The organism is Brooklawnia cerclae (assembly GCF_011758645.1).
Taxonomy (GTDB): Bacteria; Actinomycetota; Actinomycetes; order Propionibacteriales; family Propionibacteriaceae; genus Brooklawnia; species Brooklawnia cerclae.
This window is the reverse complement of sequence record NZ_JAAMOZ010000001.1, coordinates 2,081,358-2,093,271: the sequence shown is the minus strand read 5'-3', so window position 1 is coordinate 2,093,271 and position 11,914 is coordinate 2,081,358. Positions and strand designations below refer to the sequence as shown.

Here is an 11,914-nt window from a genome sequence, read left to right as displayed (position 1 = left end):
ACCGATCGGGTGTCACCGTCCTGGTCGCGCGGACCGCATCAGTGCACGCGCAGCGCCCAGACCGTCGTCGCGTATATGGGTGCGCCGTCGACGTCGGAGCCGGGCGGATAGACGACGGCCTCCGGGATGACGACTGGGCTGCTACAGTGGCGGGTGGCGGTCATGATGCTGCCCTGCATGTCTGGCGGGCTGTGAGCGCGGCTCGTGCCGCGTCGATTTGCGCGGCAGCGATGTCGATCTCGATGGCGGCGAGCGTGTCCCGGAGCGTCCGCAGCTCGGCGATCTCGCGGGCCCCGGCCAGCCGTGTGCCCCATCTGGCTTGCAGCGCGTCCACGTCGAGGACACCGACCGCACGCCATTCGCTGACCGTGACAAGCTCGGATGGCGGCTTGAGGTCGACCATCCAGCACTGGAGCCAGATCGCGTCGGCCAGCGGCAGTTGCGAGAAGATCGCGACCCGTGCGAGCAGGTTCAGCCCGGCGATGCCGTCGGGACGCCTGGCGGCCTTGCGGCACCAGGCGAGCATCGCCGGCAGGTCAGGCAGCCGGAAGATTCCCTGGCCTCCGCTGTGGTGATGGACCAGCGCCTCGATGGTCTGCGCGTCGACCGGGTGTTTGCTGCCTGTCCATTTCGCGAGCGTCCAATCCTGGTCGCGGCCTTTCCACGGGCCTCGCAGCGTGACCTCGATGGGGCGGATCATGCGGCACCTCCGTCGAACAGGGACGGAATGCCGAGTTGGTAGTCGAGGTCTTCCATGACGCGGGTCGCCTCTTCCCAGTAGGAGCGTTTCAGTTCGACGGATAGGCCTTGGCGGCCGTTCTTGACCGCGACGTACGGGGTCTTTTCCGCACGGACGTAGACGGGCTGATATGTGGTGGTGACGGTTCTCATGGCCGCTCCACCAGCTCTCCGCCGACGAGCATGTATGCGGTGTCGGGCTTGATCCGCTTGCCTTTGCGTTTGGAGCCGATCTTGACCGACACGACGCCGAGGATGTGGCCCGTGGTGTCGCGTTCGACGAGCACGAGCCAGTTTCCTGCCGTGCCTTTGGCCGAGCACTGGTATCCGGCGGCGACGGCGACAGACTCATCGCCCGAGGTCGCAGCAGTCGAGTAGTGGCCCGAGGTCGCAGCCGTCGAGTCGTTGCCCGAGGTCGCAGCCGTCGAGGAGTAGCCCGAGGTCGCAGCCGTCGAGGAGTAGCCCGAGGCCGCAGCAGTCGAGTAGTAGCCCGAGGCCGCAGCCGTCGAGGAGTAGCCCGAGGTCGCAGCCGTCGAGTAGTGGCCCGAGGTCGCAGCCGTCGAGTAGTAGCCCGAGGTCGCAGCCGTCGAGTAGTAGCCCGAGGTCGCAGCCGTCGAGGAGTTGCCCGAGGTCGCAGCCGTCGAGTAGTAGCCCGAGGTCGCAGCCGTCGAGTCGTTGCCCGAGGTCGCAGCCGTCGAGTCGTTGCCCGAGGTCGCAGCCGTCGAGGAGTGGCCCGAGGTCGCAGCCGTCGAGTCGTTGCCCGAGGTCGCAGCCGTCGAGTCGTTGCCCGAGGTCGCAGCCGTCGAGGAGTAGCCCGAGGTCGCAGCCGTCGAGTAGTAGCCCGAGGTCGTATTCTTGGGCTCTTTGTTCGCCCGCTTCCACGCGATATCGATGTGCGCCTTCACGAGTCCGGCGATGCTGATCTTCGCGCCGATGTAAATCGCCGTCGAGACGGCCTTGCTGCCATCCAGCTTGGCGTCGTCACCCAGCTCGACCTCGTGATAGACGCTCTTTCCCGGCTTGTAGAAGCCCAGCACGTCCAGCGGCTCCGGGCAGGCGTGGAAGCCGGTCTCGCACAGGACGGCGCGGTCGGTGGTGTAAGTCTCGCCCTCTGCGTACTGGAAGCCACGGCACGTCATGTCTTTAGAAAATCCCTTGTAGGCCTTCACTTCGGGGTCCTTTCGGTTCGGGGATCAGTCGCCAGCCCGTGCAGGCTGGCAGCGAGGATGAGAGCCACACACGCGGCCACGGTGAGGCCGTGCAGGCCCAGGACGGCAGAGGCCACGGCGAGGACCGCCAGGCCCGGGAACAGTGCGCCCCACGCCGGGGGTGGCGTGGGGCGGTCGCTGGGGCGGAGGGGCAGGCGGGTCATGCCACCATCCCTTCCTGTCCGATCCACACGTGCAGAGGCCAGCCGGACTCGGCTTCGGCCTCGATCTTCGCGGCAGTCTCGGGGTCACCTTTCTTGCGCCGGAAGTCGGCGAGCCCGAGCTTCTGCTCGCGGTGCCATTCCTCCTGCTGGGCCATGGCGAGCCGGGCGGACGCGGCAGGGTCGCCGGCGACGACCGGAAGGTTCGGTGCGAGCTTCCATGCGAGCCGTGCGGCTGCGAGTGCGTCGGCTCCCGCGTCGTGCGCGCTGGTCAGCAGGATGTCGTAGTGTCGGCACACGTCGGCGAGCTTGCGGGAGCCGCGCCGGTACCGGTCGATGGCCTTGTCGATGATGAACGGGTCGATCACCATGCCCCCGACCACGAGCGGGTCGAGACTGAGACGCCGAAGCTCGCGGTCCAGTACGGTCATGTCGAAGGACGCGTTGTAGGCCACTACCACGGCTCCGGCGAGCCATGCCGCGTTCAGGTGCCCGGCGATCTCCGCGACGGCCTCCGGACGCCAGCGGCCCTTCTCCTTGGCATGCTCGGTGGTGATGCCATGCACCGCTGTCGCCGCCTCGGGGATCGGGCGTTCCGGCTTGACGAGCCAACTCGTCGGGTCCCAGACGGCCGACTGGGTCGTGCCGACGGTCGCGGTGATGATGCGCGCTGACTCGGGGTCGGCGCCGTCGGTCTCGGTATCGAAGCCGATGATCTGGGAGTCGCGCCAGCCGTGCCAGGTCATCGGGGCTCCTGGGCGAACATGGCACCGTCGGCGGGCTCGTCGTCGATCAGTTCGCCGTCGAAGACCTCACCGGTCTGCTCGTCGATGCGCTCGCCGTCGTCCAGCGGCTCATCGTGGGCGACCTGCACCGCCTGTGTGATCGTGGCGGGCTTCTCGTCCAGCGTGTAGGTCTGGGCGAGCCTGGTGGATTTCGGAGCCATCTTGAGGACCTGCTTGAGGGCGGTCTTGCGTTCCATCCAGTGTTCCGGGTCGCGTATGTCACTCTTCCGGCTGGTTGCGCGCAGTGCCGCGATCTGGGCGGGGGTGAAGACCTCGAACCATGTCGCCCCGCTCTTCAGCCCGACGATGGCGTAGTAGGCGATCAGCTTGCCGCGATCCTCGCCCAGCGCCGGGGTGTGCCGCAGGTAGGGGCTGGTGCCCTTGGCGAACTCGAACTCGTCACGCTCGCACACGTACCCGGATTCGAGTTGTGCGGCCATTGGCGACTGCCAGAACAGCTTTGCGAGGCCCTGGTAGCCGACGATGAGAGTGCATTCCCGCTTGTAGGGGACGAGGTAGCATTCGCCGAGCACGTCGGGCTCCAGTCCGAGTGCCGATGCGGTGAGCAGTGAGCCGATAAAGGACTGCGGGTCGCAGTCCTGGAGCTTCGGAGTCTTGCGGAGTGTGGTGAGGGCGAGCCGGGTGAATCGGTCGGGGTCGAGCCCGCGCGGCAGGGCTTCGGCGATCAGCTGCTTGTTGGCGACGATCGTCGAGGCGACGGACGGCGGCTTCGGGCGGCCGTGCTGCTGTGCCGGAAGATTGGTTGCGGTGGTCATGACTGGGGTCCCTCCAAAAGGTCAAGGAGTTCTTGTTCGGTGTCGGGGTCGAGCGTGTCGGGAGTCTCGAAGGCCCATGGCGGAGCGGAGACGATGTTCACGACCGGCGGATAGCCGGGCCACTGGTCGGTGGCCCGGCAGTTGGCGTAGGTGTCGATGGCTTGGCGATTCATGCGCCTGCCGAGCCGCTCGGTGTCCTCGTCGAGCTCGATCACGGACACCAGGTACGGAGCCGCCTTCTCCTGGACGATGAACCGGAAAGGCCCATCGGTGACGCCGTGGGCGCGCGCCATGTCGCAGTACCACGCGTCCTGCTGGTGGTAGCCGAGCTTGACGGCCTGCCGGGCGAACTCTGCCGGGTCGGCGGAGACGGCGGTCTTGTAGTCGGCGATCCCGTCCGCCTTGATCGAGTCCCACCGGCACCGGAGCCACACCCCGGTCTGCTCGTCCACACGGAACGCCGACACCTCATGCCGCGCTCCGTCGAGCAGGCTCATGGCCAGCTGGTGCGCGGCGATCTGCTCGGCCATCCGCTGCACCTGCTCGTACTCGGCGGGCTTGAGGGGGATCTCTCCGCGCGCGCGAGCTTCGGCGACCTCCGCCTTCACCTCCTTGGTGCGCCACTCGTCGTAGGGGATCACGGTGAGAGGCGCGCCGACGCCCAGGACGAGCTTGTGAGCGGCGTGCCCGAGGTCGAACTCCTTCTTTGGCGGGCGGGGGTGCTCGCAGTCCCACTTCCACTTCGCCGGGCCGCCGGGCTTGACGATCTGCTTGGCCCACGTGCACGACAGAGAGCCGGACGGCACCGGATCGGCGTGGTAGACCTCCTCGTCCAGGCCGTCGTAGACGCCCGGCGCGTCGATGAGGGTGCTCACCTCCGCCTCCTGCTGCTCGCGATCGCCTCGTCCTCCAGCACGGGGCACGGGTCGTACCACATGCCGCCGTCGCCGATCTCGACGAGGACGTGCCCGGTGCCGTGGCAGACCAGGCACGTCTGGCGGTGCATGGCCGCGATCTCGTCGAGCCGGGCCTCCTCTTGCTCGGCGCCGCGTGCCCGGTCGGTCAGGTCCTCCCACTGGGCATCGAAGGCCCGGTCCTCTGCGGTGTAGCTCACCGGTTGTCCTCGGTGAGCGCCCGGCGGGCGGGGGCGTGCAGGCTGCCGAGCATGTCGTTCCAGAACTGCACGTCGGGGCTGACGGCGCGGCGGGGTGTGTAGGTGTCCTCGACTGCGGGGTCGGTGTCGTCGGTAGTGGTCGTGATGGTCATGGTGAGGGTCCTTTGCGGGTCAGTTGCGTACGGGCTGGGTGTGCTTGGCGAGGTAGGCGCGGATGGCTTGGGCGGATACCTTGTAGTGGTGGACCGTCCGGCCGTCGCGGCACATGACGGGCATGCAGGCGATCTGTCCGGTGGCGCACAGCTTCCAGAAATCCCGGGGGCTCGTGCCGACCATCGGGGCGGCCTGCGCCGCCCGGTACCAGGGGCCGATTGACTCCAGGTCGGGTGCGGTTGGCATCAGGCCCTCCCTCGCGCCCGCTTGCGCCGTTCGACGTGCAGGCTGGCCCAGTGCTGGAGGTGCCAGCCGAGGTCGTAGATCAGGCGTTCGAGGGGGGTCATGACCAGTCCTCGATCCGTTCGTAGTAGTCGTGGGCGGTCCCGAAGACGGCGACGAGCAGGTCGCGGACTCGCACGTCGACGCCGCCGAGGCGGACGGTGGACAGTCTCGGATTGGACGCCCTGCGCTCGGTGAGCACTGCGGGAAGCGTCTTCTTGAGGCTGGCCACCCTGCCGTCGGGGTGGATGCGGTAGGCGGGATCGCCGGGGATCTCGGCGAATCCGGTCAGGTCCAGGCGTTCAGGCAGCATCGGCGTCCCTTTCGAGCTCGTCGGCGATGGTTTCGGGCGAGACGTTGTAGACGGCGGCGAGCCTCGCCGCTCCCTTCGGGGTGATGCGCACGGTCGTGGTGCCTACCTGCTCGCCGGTCTTCGAGTCCTCGTAGCTGCCGAACTTCACGGCGAGGCGTCCACACTCGACCTGCGCCTGGAACGGCGTCCACTGCCCACGGGCGTCGCGGAAGATCCACTCCAGCCCGCCGTCCTTCTTCCGCGTGCCCATGTGGTCGAGCAGGCGATTGCGGCCGGTGATAGCACCTGCGGCCCGGAGCGCTTTCGCGACCCGGTCGACCGCGTAGTTGACGTTCGACGACAGCCACCGGTCGAACGCGGCGGCCTTCGGCTCGACGAGGCGCAGACGCCGTTCCTGGTGCTCGACGGTGGCGGTCAAGGCCTCGACCCGCTTGGCTGTGATCGCGAGCGCCTGGTGCACGATCTCGTCCTCGGACAGCGCGGGCGTGCCGTATGAGCCGGTCCGGCGGATCGAGGGGAGCACCTCGTGGTTGACCCAGCGCTTGAACGGCTTGGCCTCTGGCTTGCGGCTGCGAGCAATGAGACTGTATGCGCCAGGCTCGGACACAATGAGCGGGTCCTTGCCGCCCGTCTGAGCAACCCCAATACTGTTGGGGTTGATGCTTCGCACCTCGTCAGAGTCGAGGATGTACCGCAACGTATCGGTGCGGATGTCAAGGATCTCGCACACGTCCTTGGCGACGAACCAGGGCTCACCGTGGAGATTGATGACGCGGACCTGCTGGCCGCTGTAGTCGAATGGGATGAGTGTCATTGCTATGCTCCTGTTCTCCCGCGATGGATGCCTCCAGTCGCGCGAGCCGCTCGCGCAGCTCGGCAACTTCGTCGTCCGATCGCTCTTGCTTGGTGGCGACCGTTGCCACGGCCTCTTCGAGGCGCTGTTGCCGCACGTCCATGCGGCGGTTGAACTCGATCTGCGCGGCGAACGCCCGCGCGGTGGCTTCGGTGAGCGCGCGGACCTCCGGGCTCAGCGCGTTGTAGTCGACCTTCGCAACGACTGTGTGCCCGCGAACCAGCGCGCGTGACGATTGGCGCTGCAAGCCACGCGCAAGCCGCACGTGCTCGCTCGCTGGGACAATGCGGTAGCCGACGTTCGGCACGGCCTCCAGCGCCTGCCTGTCCACATCCAAGAACTCGGTACCGGCTGCTCGGACGGCGTCCTGAATGACTTTGCGGTTGACATCTGGATGCAGGTCGAGAGCGTCTCCGAACTCGTCGTAGCCGACCACATCGCCGGTCGCGTGCCCGCGCAGGACGCCGAGAGCGAGATTGCGGCGCGAGAACTCGCCGAGGGGCTCGAATGGGGGCATGCTCACGCCTCCCTCACGGTCGCGACGAAGCGTCCGTAACGCGGACGCCAGTCACCGACACCGATGTATGCGCCGGCGGTCTCAGCGAATGCGGCCACGTCTCGCAAGTCGAGGATCGCCGGGTCATAAGCCCCCTCAACCTCAGTCGCCCACTCCCGGAAGATCGGACGCGTCCTGGTGATTCGGCTCATCTGCTGCTTGACGGTCCTACGGAAGACGAAGTTCTCGTCGGCCCACAGGGAATCGGTGTCACGCGGCCCGTGGTAGGCGAGCGGGTTCACGTCGGTGGTGACGAACAACCCCTGCTCGACTTGCTTGCCTTGCTTGGACTTACGGGCTGCCTCGACCAACGCCTTGAAGACGTTGTCGCCGGGCAGATAGGGTCCAACCTCGCTGTCGAAGTAGAGTCCGCCGAGCCATTCGAGCCGGGACAGCTCGAGGTCGTCTTCGTCGGTCTTCTTCCGTTTCCCGGACACGACAGCCTTCGCGCGGGTGATGGGGTCGAGCTTGTCAGCGAGTCTGCTGTTGTGATGAAGGAGGGGGGCCGTACCGTTGATCGTGAGGACGAACTTCTTCATGGGGTTTCCTTTCGACAATGTGAAGGCCCGGCGTTGCGAGCGCCGGGCCTTCGTTTGGTTCCTTGCCTTGCCTTGCCTCGCCCTGCGGCGGCCAGCCGAGCCGCTGCCGGGGCCAGCCCTGGCGTGCCATGCCCAGGACAGTGCCAGCCGGGGACCCGAACCCCGGAGTGTGCCGCTCTGGCGACCTTCCATGCCATGCCTTGCCCTGCCGTGCCCTGCCGTGCCACGCCTTGCCTAGCCCTGCCAGGCCGCGAAAGTTCAGTGCCCGTAGCCGGGCGTCATGCTCATCGCCGGGCGTCCAGGCAGAGGGCCGACGTGACGTCGATCGCCGTGTCGGTGTCGGGCTCGGGCACCCACTCGGGGACCTCGTCGAGGCACCACTGGTGGAGGATGCGATCGCCGGCGAACGCGGTGCACCACCTCTCGCTGCTGGTTGTGGTGGCGTTGGCGCTCCAGATAACGTCGGTGATGCCCTCGGGCGCGCCGTCGGGGGCGCGCATCGAGATCATCAGGGTGATGCTGGTGGCCGTGGTGGTGGTCGGGGTTGTGCTCATCGGGGGTCCTTTCACTGTGGCTTGTGTCGTCCGCCAGCCCGACTCGAACGGGCAGTGAGCCTTTCAGTGGCGGCCACAAAGTTGTGGATGGTTCCAACCGGGGATCGACCCGGCGACCATTGACCGCTGCCCGATTCCGTTCCCTGCGAAGGCCGGTCCCCGTCCTGGGTCGCTCCCTCGCGTGATTGCCTGCCCACCCGAGGACGAGTGGTGTGGGCGGCATATCTTCATCGGTCAGCTGTGTGGAGTTGTCATGCGCTGCGCCCGCGTGAGGGCGGCTAAGTCGGGCGGCTAGGCCGCGTTGTCGACGACCTCGAAGAGATCGTTTTGGGTTGCCCCGAGGGCTACGCAGATGCCCGCGATGAATCTGGGGCCCGGGCTCTGCTTGTTGCGGAGGGTGCGCGACACGTTGCCCTGGCTCATGCCCATGGCCTTCGCCAGCGCGTAGTCCGTGTCGAGCTCGCGCATCTGTCGCAGGAGGGCCACTCGGTCCTGCCTGATGCGGATGTTCGGCTTGCTCATGTCTCAATTATGCGCGTGGCCTATGCGCATGTGCAAGACGCAAGAGATAACGATTCGATAACGCTCGACCACGGCCTATGCGCATACACAAGCGAAACGACATCGGTGTAACTCGTGGCTAGGGTGCTTGCGCGAAACTCAGTAGTGCCTAAGGATTGATGCGTGAACGCAAGTAGCGAGAACATAAGAGCCATGGGATGGCCCGCCTACGTCCGCGCAACTACATCGGACATCAACTCCGAGATCGCACGCCGTACCGGGCTCAATCAAGGCAGCGTCAGCCGGTGGTTCAAAGGGTCAACACCTGACCCCGCGTCGGTGGCGGCGTTCGCCAAGGGGTATAGGCAGCCGGTGCTCGAAGCTCTCATGGCGGCGGGGATCGTCGCTCCAGAAGACGTCGGGGACGATCCGCCGGCGGCGCCGTACCTGTCCAGGTTGTCGAACGAAGATCTGCTGCGCGAGGTGGATCGAAGGATGCGAGAGGGTGGGAGCAGTGCTGGCACAGACGAGCCGGGAGAGAAGAGCCTGAGCGGCCCGGACGCGGGCGAGGTGATCGAGCTTCCGACAGCGGCACAGCGCCGTCGGCGGCCGAAGCTCGGTGAAATGTCCGACCCGCCTGACAACCTGTGATCCATGTGGCACCCGTGGCGGGCGCTCCGAGACCAGGAGGCGTGGACGCTTGAGATGCGCCCGCTCCCGCCCGGACAGTGGGGTGAGACGTGCTGGGGAACGCGCACGGTCACGATCGACTGCCGACTCGGGCAGGCGCAGCGCCGGTCAGCCCTCACCCATGAACTCGTGCACGCCATGCGGGGGCCGGCGCCGGACGAGCCGGTGCTCGCAGCCCGGGAGGAATCCGCAGTCGAGGACGCAGCCGCCCGCCTGTTGATCGACATCCACGACCTGGGCGAGGCCCTCGCGTGGGCGCACGATGTGGACGAGGCCGCCGACGAGCTGTGGGTGGACTGTGAGACCCTTCTGATACGGCTGGAGCACTTGCATCCGGCCGAGAGGGCTTACCTGACAAGGAGATTGGGCGATGGCTAGCGACAGGATCACGAACGACGCGGAGGCGAGGGAGTATCTCGCGGCGCTGGATCGCATGGCGGCGTCTGGACAGATCACGGAGGACGAGTGCCTGGACGAACGCGCCCGCGTTCTCACGCTGATGGAACGCTGGGAGAGGGGGAGGAAGTTCAACCGCATCTTCCTCATCTCGCTGTTCGGGGTGCTGGTGCTGGCTGCGATCATCGTCTTCGCGGTCACATCGTCGAAGCCCAAGAGTGTCGGCGACAGGCAGGACGATGCGAGGGCCGCCGCGATCGTCGCATGCCGCGACGCTATCAAGGACCAGCTCAAAGCCCCCAGGACCGCCGAGTTCGACGATGAATCGGTGCTGTGGTCCGGCAGTGAGGCGCGAGTGAGCGGGGCGGTGGACGCACAGAACAGCTTCGGCGCGCTGATTCGCACCCAGTGGTCGTGCACCGTGACGATGGACCTGGACGGCGCGAAGGCGCAGCGGGTCACGTCGGCATACCTCGACGACTAGTATCCGATGGCCATCGACGACCTGTGGACACGCAAGGACGGCACTCCGACCAAGCGTCACGGCCGGGGCATGCGGTACCGCGTGCGCGTCGAGGGCTACCGAGACACGTCGCACCGCACCTACAGGGAGGCGGAGTACGTCAACGCCCGGCGGATCGCCGACGGGCCGCCGACGCCGAAGTCCAGCGACACCGTGGGCGACATGATCGACCTGTGGCTGGAGTCCAAACGGAGCCTCGCGCCGAAGAGCGTCGAGGCTGCGAGGGACGCTGCTCGCGCCGTCCGCAGCAGGTGGGGGAGCATGCTGGTGGCCGATGTGGAGCAGTCCGCCGTCCAGGCATGGCTCAACGCGGAGACGGGCTCGCCGTCCCGGCTGCACAAGCTCTCGCAGTGTCTCGGGGGAGCGATGGCCATCGCGGTGCGGCGCAAGTCCATCGAGACCTCTCCGTGCGTCGACCTGACGACTCCGGCAGAGGAGCCTCACGAGCCCGTCTATCTGACACGGGAGCAGGTTGGAGCGATCGCGTCCAACTGTCACGGTTGGGGGCGGGACCGTCGCGCGGACAAGCGGCTAGATGGCTGGTACGCGCCGATGATCTGGTTCATGGCGACCACCGCAGCGCGCATCGGCGAGGTGGTGGCGCTCGACGTCGGCAGCGTCGTGCGGCGCAAGGTCAAGGGAAAAGATGTGTGGAGGGCTCGAATCGTCGTCTCGAAGTCCGAGAGGCCGCGTGACGTGCCCGTTCCTGCGAAGGTGGTGGCAATGCTGAATCTCGACAGGCCGAAGACCGATCCGCTGTTCGTGACGCCGCTCGGACACAGGATCAGGAAGGACACCTTCCGGGCGCGGGCGTGGACGAAGGCGCTCAAGGCGTCCGGCATGGACGATTCGGAGCTGCGCATCCACGATCTGCGGCACACGGCGATCTCGTGGGCGATCGCCGACGGCGCGGACGTCAAGGCGGTGCAGCGCATGGCGGGGCACAAGTCCGCGACGACCACGCTGGACGTTTACGGTCACCTCTGGGATTCTGGGCTGGACGCGGTGTCCGATCGGATGAATCGGCGGGTGCTGAAAGGGTGATCGGGATTTACCCAGGATTTACCGCACGGGCACGACTAGGGCTGGAACCTGCTTTGGGAGCAGGAGACCGCAGGTTCGAGTCCTGTCGCCCCGACCAACTTGTCAGAGGCCGGTCCGCTGTTGTCCGTCGTTGTCGGAATCGTTCGACGCCTATGACGTGCCGTCGTTGGAGCTTGTGATGCACGCGCAGAGAACACATGAGGAGGGCGGGACGATGAGGATCCTGGTGGTCGACGGCCAGGGTGGCGGCATAGGCAAGCAGCTGGTCACCGCGATTAAGGCCGCGTACCCCGACCATGAGGTAACGGCGATCGGCACCAATGTCTCGGCGACCAATGCGATGCTGCGGGCGGGCGCCGACCGCGCCGCGACGGGGGAGAACGCCGTCGTCGCCAGCAGCAGGCGTGCGGACGTGATCGCCGGGCCGGTCGGCATCGTCGTCGCCGATTCCCTCATCGGCGAGATAACCCCGGCTATGGCAGTGGCCATCGGTCAAAGCGAGGCCGTACGGGTGCTCATCCCCATGAACCGATGCGACAACGTGATCGTCGGCCTGAGCACGGATGCCTCGATGGCGAGCCTCATCGAGGAGGCTGTCGTGGCGATCGGGGCGCTGTAGTCAGGCGCGACGCAAGAGAATCTGACGGCGGATCGCGATTTCGGCCTGGATACCGTCCAAGGTGATATCTGGCGTCAGATTCTCTTGCGTTCCGGCCGCGTCGGCTCGT

At 66.8% G+C, this 11,914-nt stretch carries 22 protein-coding genes; 5 read left to right on the top strand and 17 right to left on the bottom strand.

Translation table 11 applies throughout. The annotated features are described in order from the left end of the window. Positions 1 to 38 precede the first annotated feature (38 nt). The 17 genes from FB473_RS18250 to FB473_RS09590 all read right to left on the bottom strand — a co-directional run bounded on the left by FB473_RS18250 (position 39) and on the right by FB473_RS09590 (position 8,554). Positions 39 to 164: a hypothetical protein gene (locus FB473_RS18250; protein WP_279588573.1), complete on the bottom strand. Its 126-nt coding sequence runs from the start codon at positions 162 to 164 to the stop codon at positions 39 to 41. After that, positions 161 to 700: a hypothetical protein gene (locus tag FB473_RS09665; RefSeq protein WP_167166848.1), complete on the bottom strand. Its 540-nt coding sequence runs from the start codon at positions 698 to 700 to the stop codon at positions 161 to 163. The genes FB473_RS18250 and FB473_RS09665 overlap by 4 nt, the downstream gene beginning before the upstream one ends. Next, entirely contained in the window at positions 697 to 891 is a 195-nt protein-coding gene (locus FB473_RS09660) for a hypothetical protein (RefSeq protein ID WP_167166846.1), read from the bottom strand. Before FB473_RS09660 ends, FB473_RS09665 begins: the two co-directional genes overlap by 4 nt. Then, the gene (locus tag FB473_RS09655; protein ID WP_167166844.1) at positions 888 to 1,907 is read right to left on the bottom strand and encodes a DUF7666 domain-containing protein; all 1,020 of its coding nucleotides are present in this window, start codon (positions 1,905 to 1,907) and stop codon (positions 888 to 890) included. The genes FB473_RS09660 and FB473_RS09655 overlap by 4 nt, the downstream gene beginning before the upstream one ends. Beyond that, positions 1,904 to 2,110: a hypothetical protein gene (locus FB473_RS09650; RefSeq protein ID WP_167166842.1), complete on the bottom strand. Its 207-nt coding sequence runs from the start codon at positions 2,108 to 2,110 to the stop codon at positions 1,904 to 1,906. The genes FB473_RS09655 and FB473_RS09650 overlap by 4 nt, the downstream gene beginning before the upstream one ends. Beyond that, positions 2,107 to 2,853, bottom strand: a complete 747-nt coding sequence (locus FB473_RS09645; RefSeq protein ID WP_167166840.1) for an exonuclease domain-containing protein — start codon at positions 2,851 to 2,853, stop codon at positions 2,107 to 2,109. Before FB473_RS09645 ends, FB473_RS09650 begins: the two co-directional genes overlap by 4 nt. Continuing rightward, complete coding sequence (locus tag FB473_RS09640) at positions 2,850 to 3,668, bottom strand: recombinase RecT (RefSeq protein WP_167166838.1); 819 nt, start codon at positions 3,666 to 3,668, stop codon at positions 2,850 to 2,852. Before FB473_RS09640 ends, FB473_RS09645 begins: the two co-directional genes overlap by 4 nt. After that, positions 3,665 to 4,543: a PD-(D/E)XK nuclease-like domain-containing protein gene (locus tag FB473_RS09635; protein ID WP_167166836.1), complete on the bottom strand. Its 879-nt coding sequence runs from the start codon at positions 4,541 to 4,543 to the stop codon at positions 3,665 to 3,667. Before FB473_RS09635 ends, FB473_RS09640 begins: the two co-directional genes overlap by 4 nt. Beyond that, positions 4,540 to 4,782 carry a hypothetical protein gene (locus FB473_RS09630; protein ID WP_167166835.1) on the bottom strand — a complete coding sequence of 81 codons (243 nt, stop codon included), beginning with the start codon at positions 4,780 to 4,782 and terminating at the stop codon, positions 4,540 to 4,542. Before FB473_RS09630 ends, FB473_RS09635 begins: the two co-directional genes overlap by 4 nt. Then, the gene (locus FB473_RS09625; protein ID WP_167166832.1) at positions 4,779 to 4,934 is read right to left on the bottom strand and encodes a hypothetical protein; all 156 of its coding nucleotides are present in this window, start codon (positions 4,932 to 4,934) and stop codon (positions 4,779 to 4,781) included. Before FB473_RS09625 ends, FB473_RS09630 begins: the two co-directional genes overlap by 4 nt. Before the next feature lie 19 nt (positions 4,935 to 4,953). Then, entirely contained in the window at positions 4,954 to 5,181 is a 228-nt protein-coding gene (locus FB473_RS09620; protein ID WP_167166830.1) for a MerR family transcriptional regulator, read from the bottom strand. A 97-nt stretch (positions 5,182 to 5,278) separates the two neighbouring features. Then, a complete protein-coding gene (locus tag FB473_RS09615) occupies positions 5,279 to 5,530 on the bottom strand; it encodes a hypothetical protein (RefSeq protein ID WP_167166828.1) in 252 nt (83 codons plus the stop codon). After that, complete coding sequence (locus FB473_RS09610; RefSeq protein ID WP_167166826.1) at positions 5,520 to 6,344, bottom strand: phage antirepressor KilAC domain-containing protein; 825 nt, start codon at positions 6,342 to 6,344, stop codon at positions 5,520 to 5,522. The genes FB473_RS09615 and FB473_RS09610 overlap by 11 nt, the downstream gene beginning before the upstream one ends. Continuing rightward, positions 6,283 to 6,900 carry a type 2 periplasmic-binding domain-containing protein gene (locus FB473_RS09605; RefSeq protein WP_208390511.1) on the bottom strand — a complete coding sequence of 206 codons (618 nt, stop codon included), beginning with the start codon at positions 6,898 to 6,900 and terminating at the stop codon, positions 6,283 to 6,285. Before FB473_RS09605 ends, FB473_RS09610 begins: the two co-directional genes overlap by 62 nt. Positions 6,901 to 6,902: 2 nt before the next feature. Continuing rightward, complete coding sequence (locus FB473_RS09600; protein WP_167166823.1) at positions 6,903 to 7,478, bottom strand: hypothetical protein; 576 nt, start codon at positions 7,476 to 7,478, stop codon at positions 6,903 to 6,905. A gap of 284 nt (positions 7,479 to 7,762) precedes the next feature. After that, the gene (locus tag FB473_RS09595) at positions 7,763 to 8,032 is read right to left on the bottom strand and encodes a hypothetical protein (RefSeq protein WP_167166821.1); all 270 of its coding nucleotides are present in this window, start codon (positions 8,030 to 8,032) and stop codon (positions 7,763 to 7,765) included. Between the two features lie 291 nt (positions 8,033 to 8,323). Then, complete coding sequence (locus FB473_RS09590; protein ID WP_167166819.1) at positions 8,324 to 8,554, bottom strand: helix-turn-helix domain-containing protein; 231 nt, start codon at positions 8,552 to 8,554, stop codon at positions 8,324 to 8,326. Positions 8,555 to 8,716: 162 nt separating this feature from the next. Between FB473_RS09590 and FB473_RS09585 the strand changes: the two genes are divergently transcribed. From FB473_RS09585 to FB473_RS09565, 5 genes are all read left to right on the top strand, one after another. Further along, positions 8,717 to 9,184 carry a hypothetical protein gene (locus tag FB473_RS09585; protein ID WP_167166817.1) on the top strand — a complete coding sequence of 156 codons (468 nt, stop codon included), beginning with the start codon at positions 8,717 to 8,719 and terminating at the stop codon, positions 9,182 to 9,184. Positions 9,185 to 9,187: 3 nt separating this feature from the next. Next, a complete protein-coding gene (locus FB473_RS09580) occupies positions 9,188 to 9,601 on the top strand; it encodes an ImmA/IrrE family metallo-endopeptidase (RefSeq protein WP_167166815.1) in 414 nt (137 codons plus the stop codon). Beyond that, complete coding sequence (locus FB473_RS09575; protein WP_167166814.1) at positions 9,594 to 10,103, top strand: hypothetical protein; 510 nt, start codon at positions 9,594 to 9,596, stop codon at positions 10,101 to 10,103. Before FB473_RS09580 ends, FB473_RS09575 begins: the two co-directional genes overlap by 8 nt. A 6-nt stretch (positions 10,104 to 10,109) precedes the next feature. Further along, the gene (locus tag FB473_RS09570; protein WP_167166812.1) at positions 10,110 to 11,186 is read left to right on the top strand and encodes a tyrosine-type recombinase/integrase; all 1,077 of its coding nucleotides are present in this window, start codon (positions 10,110 to 10,112) and stop codon (positions 11,184 to 11,186) included. 214 nt (positions 11,187 to 11,400) lie between these two features. Continuing rightward, positions 11,401 to 11,805, top strand: a complete 405-nt coding sequence (locus FB473_RS09565) for a DUF3842 family protein (protein ID WP_167166810.1) — start codon at positions 11,401 to 11,403, stop codon at positions 11,803 to 11,805. The last annotated feature ends 109 nt before the right edge of the window (positions 11,806 to 11,914 follow it).

Coding starts and splice junctions, on each gene's coding strand:
- FB473_RS09570 (WP_167166812.1), top strand. CDS start 10,110: ATGGCCATCGACGACCTGTGGACACGCAAGGACGGCACTCCGACCAAG.
- FB473_RS09640 (WP_167166838.1), bottom strand. CDS start 3,668: ATGACCACCGCAACCAATCTTCCGGCACAGCAGCACGGCCGCCCGAAG.
- FB473_RS18250 (WP_279588573.1), bottom strand. CDS start 164: ATGACCGCCACCCGCCACTGTAGCAGCCCAGTCGTCATCCCGGAGGCC.
- FB473_RS09650 (WP_167166842.1), bottom strand. CDS start 2,110: ATGACCCGCCTGCCCCTCCGCCCCAGCGACCGCCCCACGCCACCCCCG.
- FB473_RS09575 (WP_167166814.1), top strand. CDS start 9,594: ATGGCTAGCGACAGGATCACGAACGACGCGGAGGCGAGGGAGTATCTC.
- FB473_RS09620 (WP_167166830.1), bottom strand. CDS start 5,181: ATGCCAACCGCACCCGACCTGGAGTCAATCGGCCCCTGGTACCGGGCG.
- FB473_RS09590 (WP_167166819.1), bottom strand. CDS start 8,554: ATGAGCAAGCCGAACATCCGCATCAGGCAGGACCGAGTGGCCCTCCTG.
- FB473_RS09605 (WP_208390511.1), bottom strand. CDS start 6,900: ATGCCCCCATTCGAGCCCCTCGGCGAGTTCTCGCGCCGCAATCTCGCT.
- FB473_RS09565 (WP_167166810.1), top strand. CDS start 11,401: ATGAGGATCCTGGTGGTCGACGGCCAGGGTGGCGGCATAGGCAAGCAG.
- FB473_RS09645 (WP_167166840.1), bottom strand. CDS start 2,853: ATGACCTGGCACGGCTGGCGCGACTCCCAGATCATCGGCTTCGATACC.
- FB473_RS09580 (WP_167166815.1), top strand. CDS start 9,188: ATGTGGCACCCGTGGCGGGCGCTCCGAGACCAGGAGGCGTGGACGCTT.
- FB473_RS09625 (WP_167166832.1), bottom strand. CDS start 4,934: ATGACCATCACGACCACTACCGACGACACCGACCCCGCAGTCGAGGAC.
- FB473_RS09665 (WP_167166848.1), bottom strand. CDS start 700: ATGATCCGCCCCATCGAGGTCACGCTGCGAGGCCCGTGGAAAGGCCGC.
- FB473_RS09595 (WP_167166821.1), bottom strand. CDS start 8,032: ATGAGCACAACCCCGACCACCACCACGGCCACCAGCATCACCCTGATG.
- FB473_RS09615 (WP_167166828.1), bottom strand. CDS start 5,530: ATGCTGCCTGAACGCCTGGACCTGACCGGATTCGCCGAGATCCCCGGC.
- FB473_RS09600 (WP_167166823.1), bottom strand. CDS start 7,478: ATGAAGAAGTTCGTCCTCACGATCAACGGTACGGCCCCCCTCCTTCAT.
- FB473_RS09660 (WP_167166846.1), bottom strand. CDS start 891: ATGAGAACCGTCACCACCACATATCAGCCCGTCTACGTCCGTGCGGAA.
- FB473_RS09610 (WP_167166826.1), bottom strand. CDS start 6,344: ATGACACTCATCCCATTCGACTACAGCGGCCAGCAGGTCCGCGTCATC.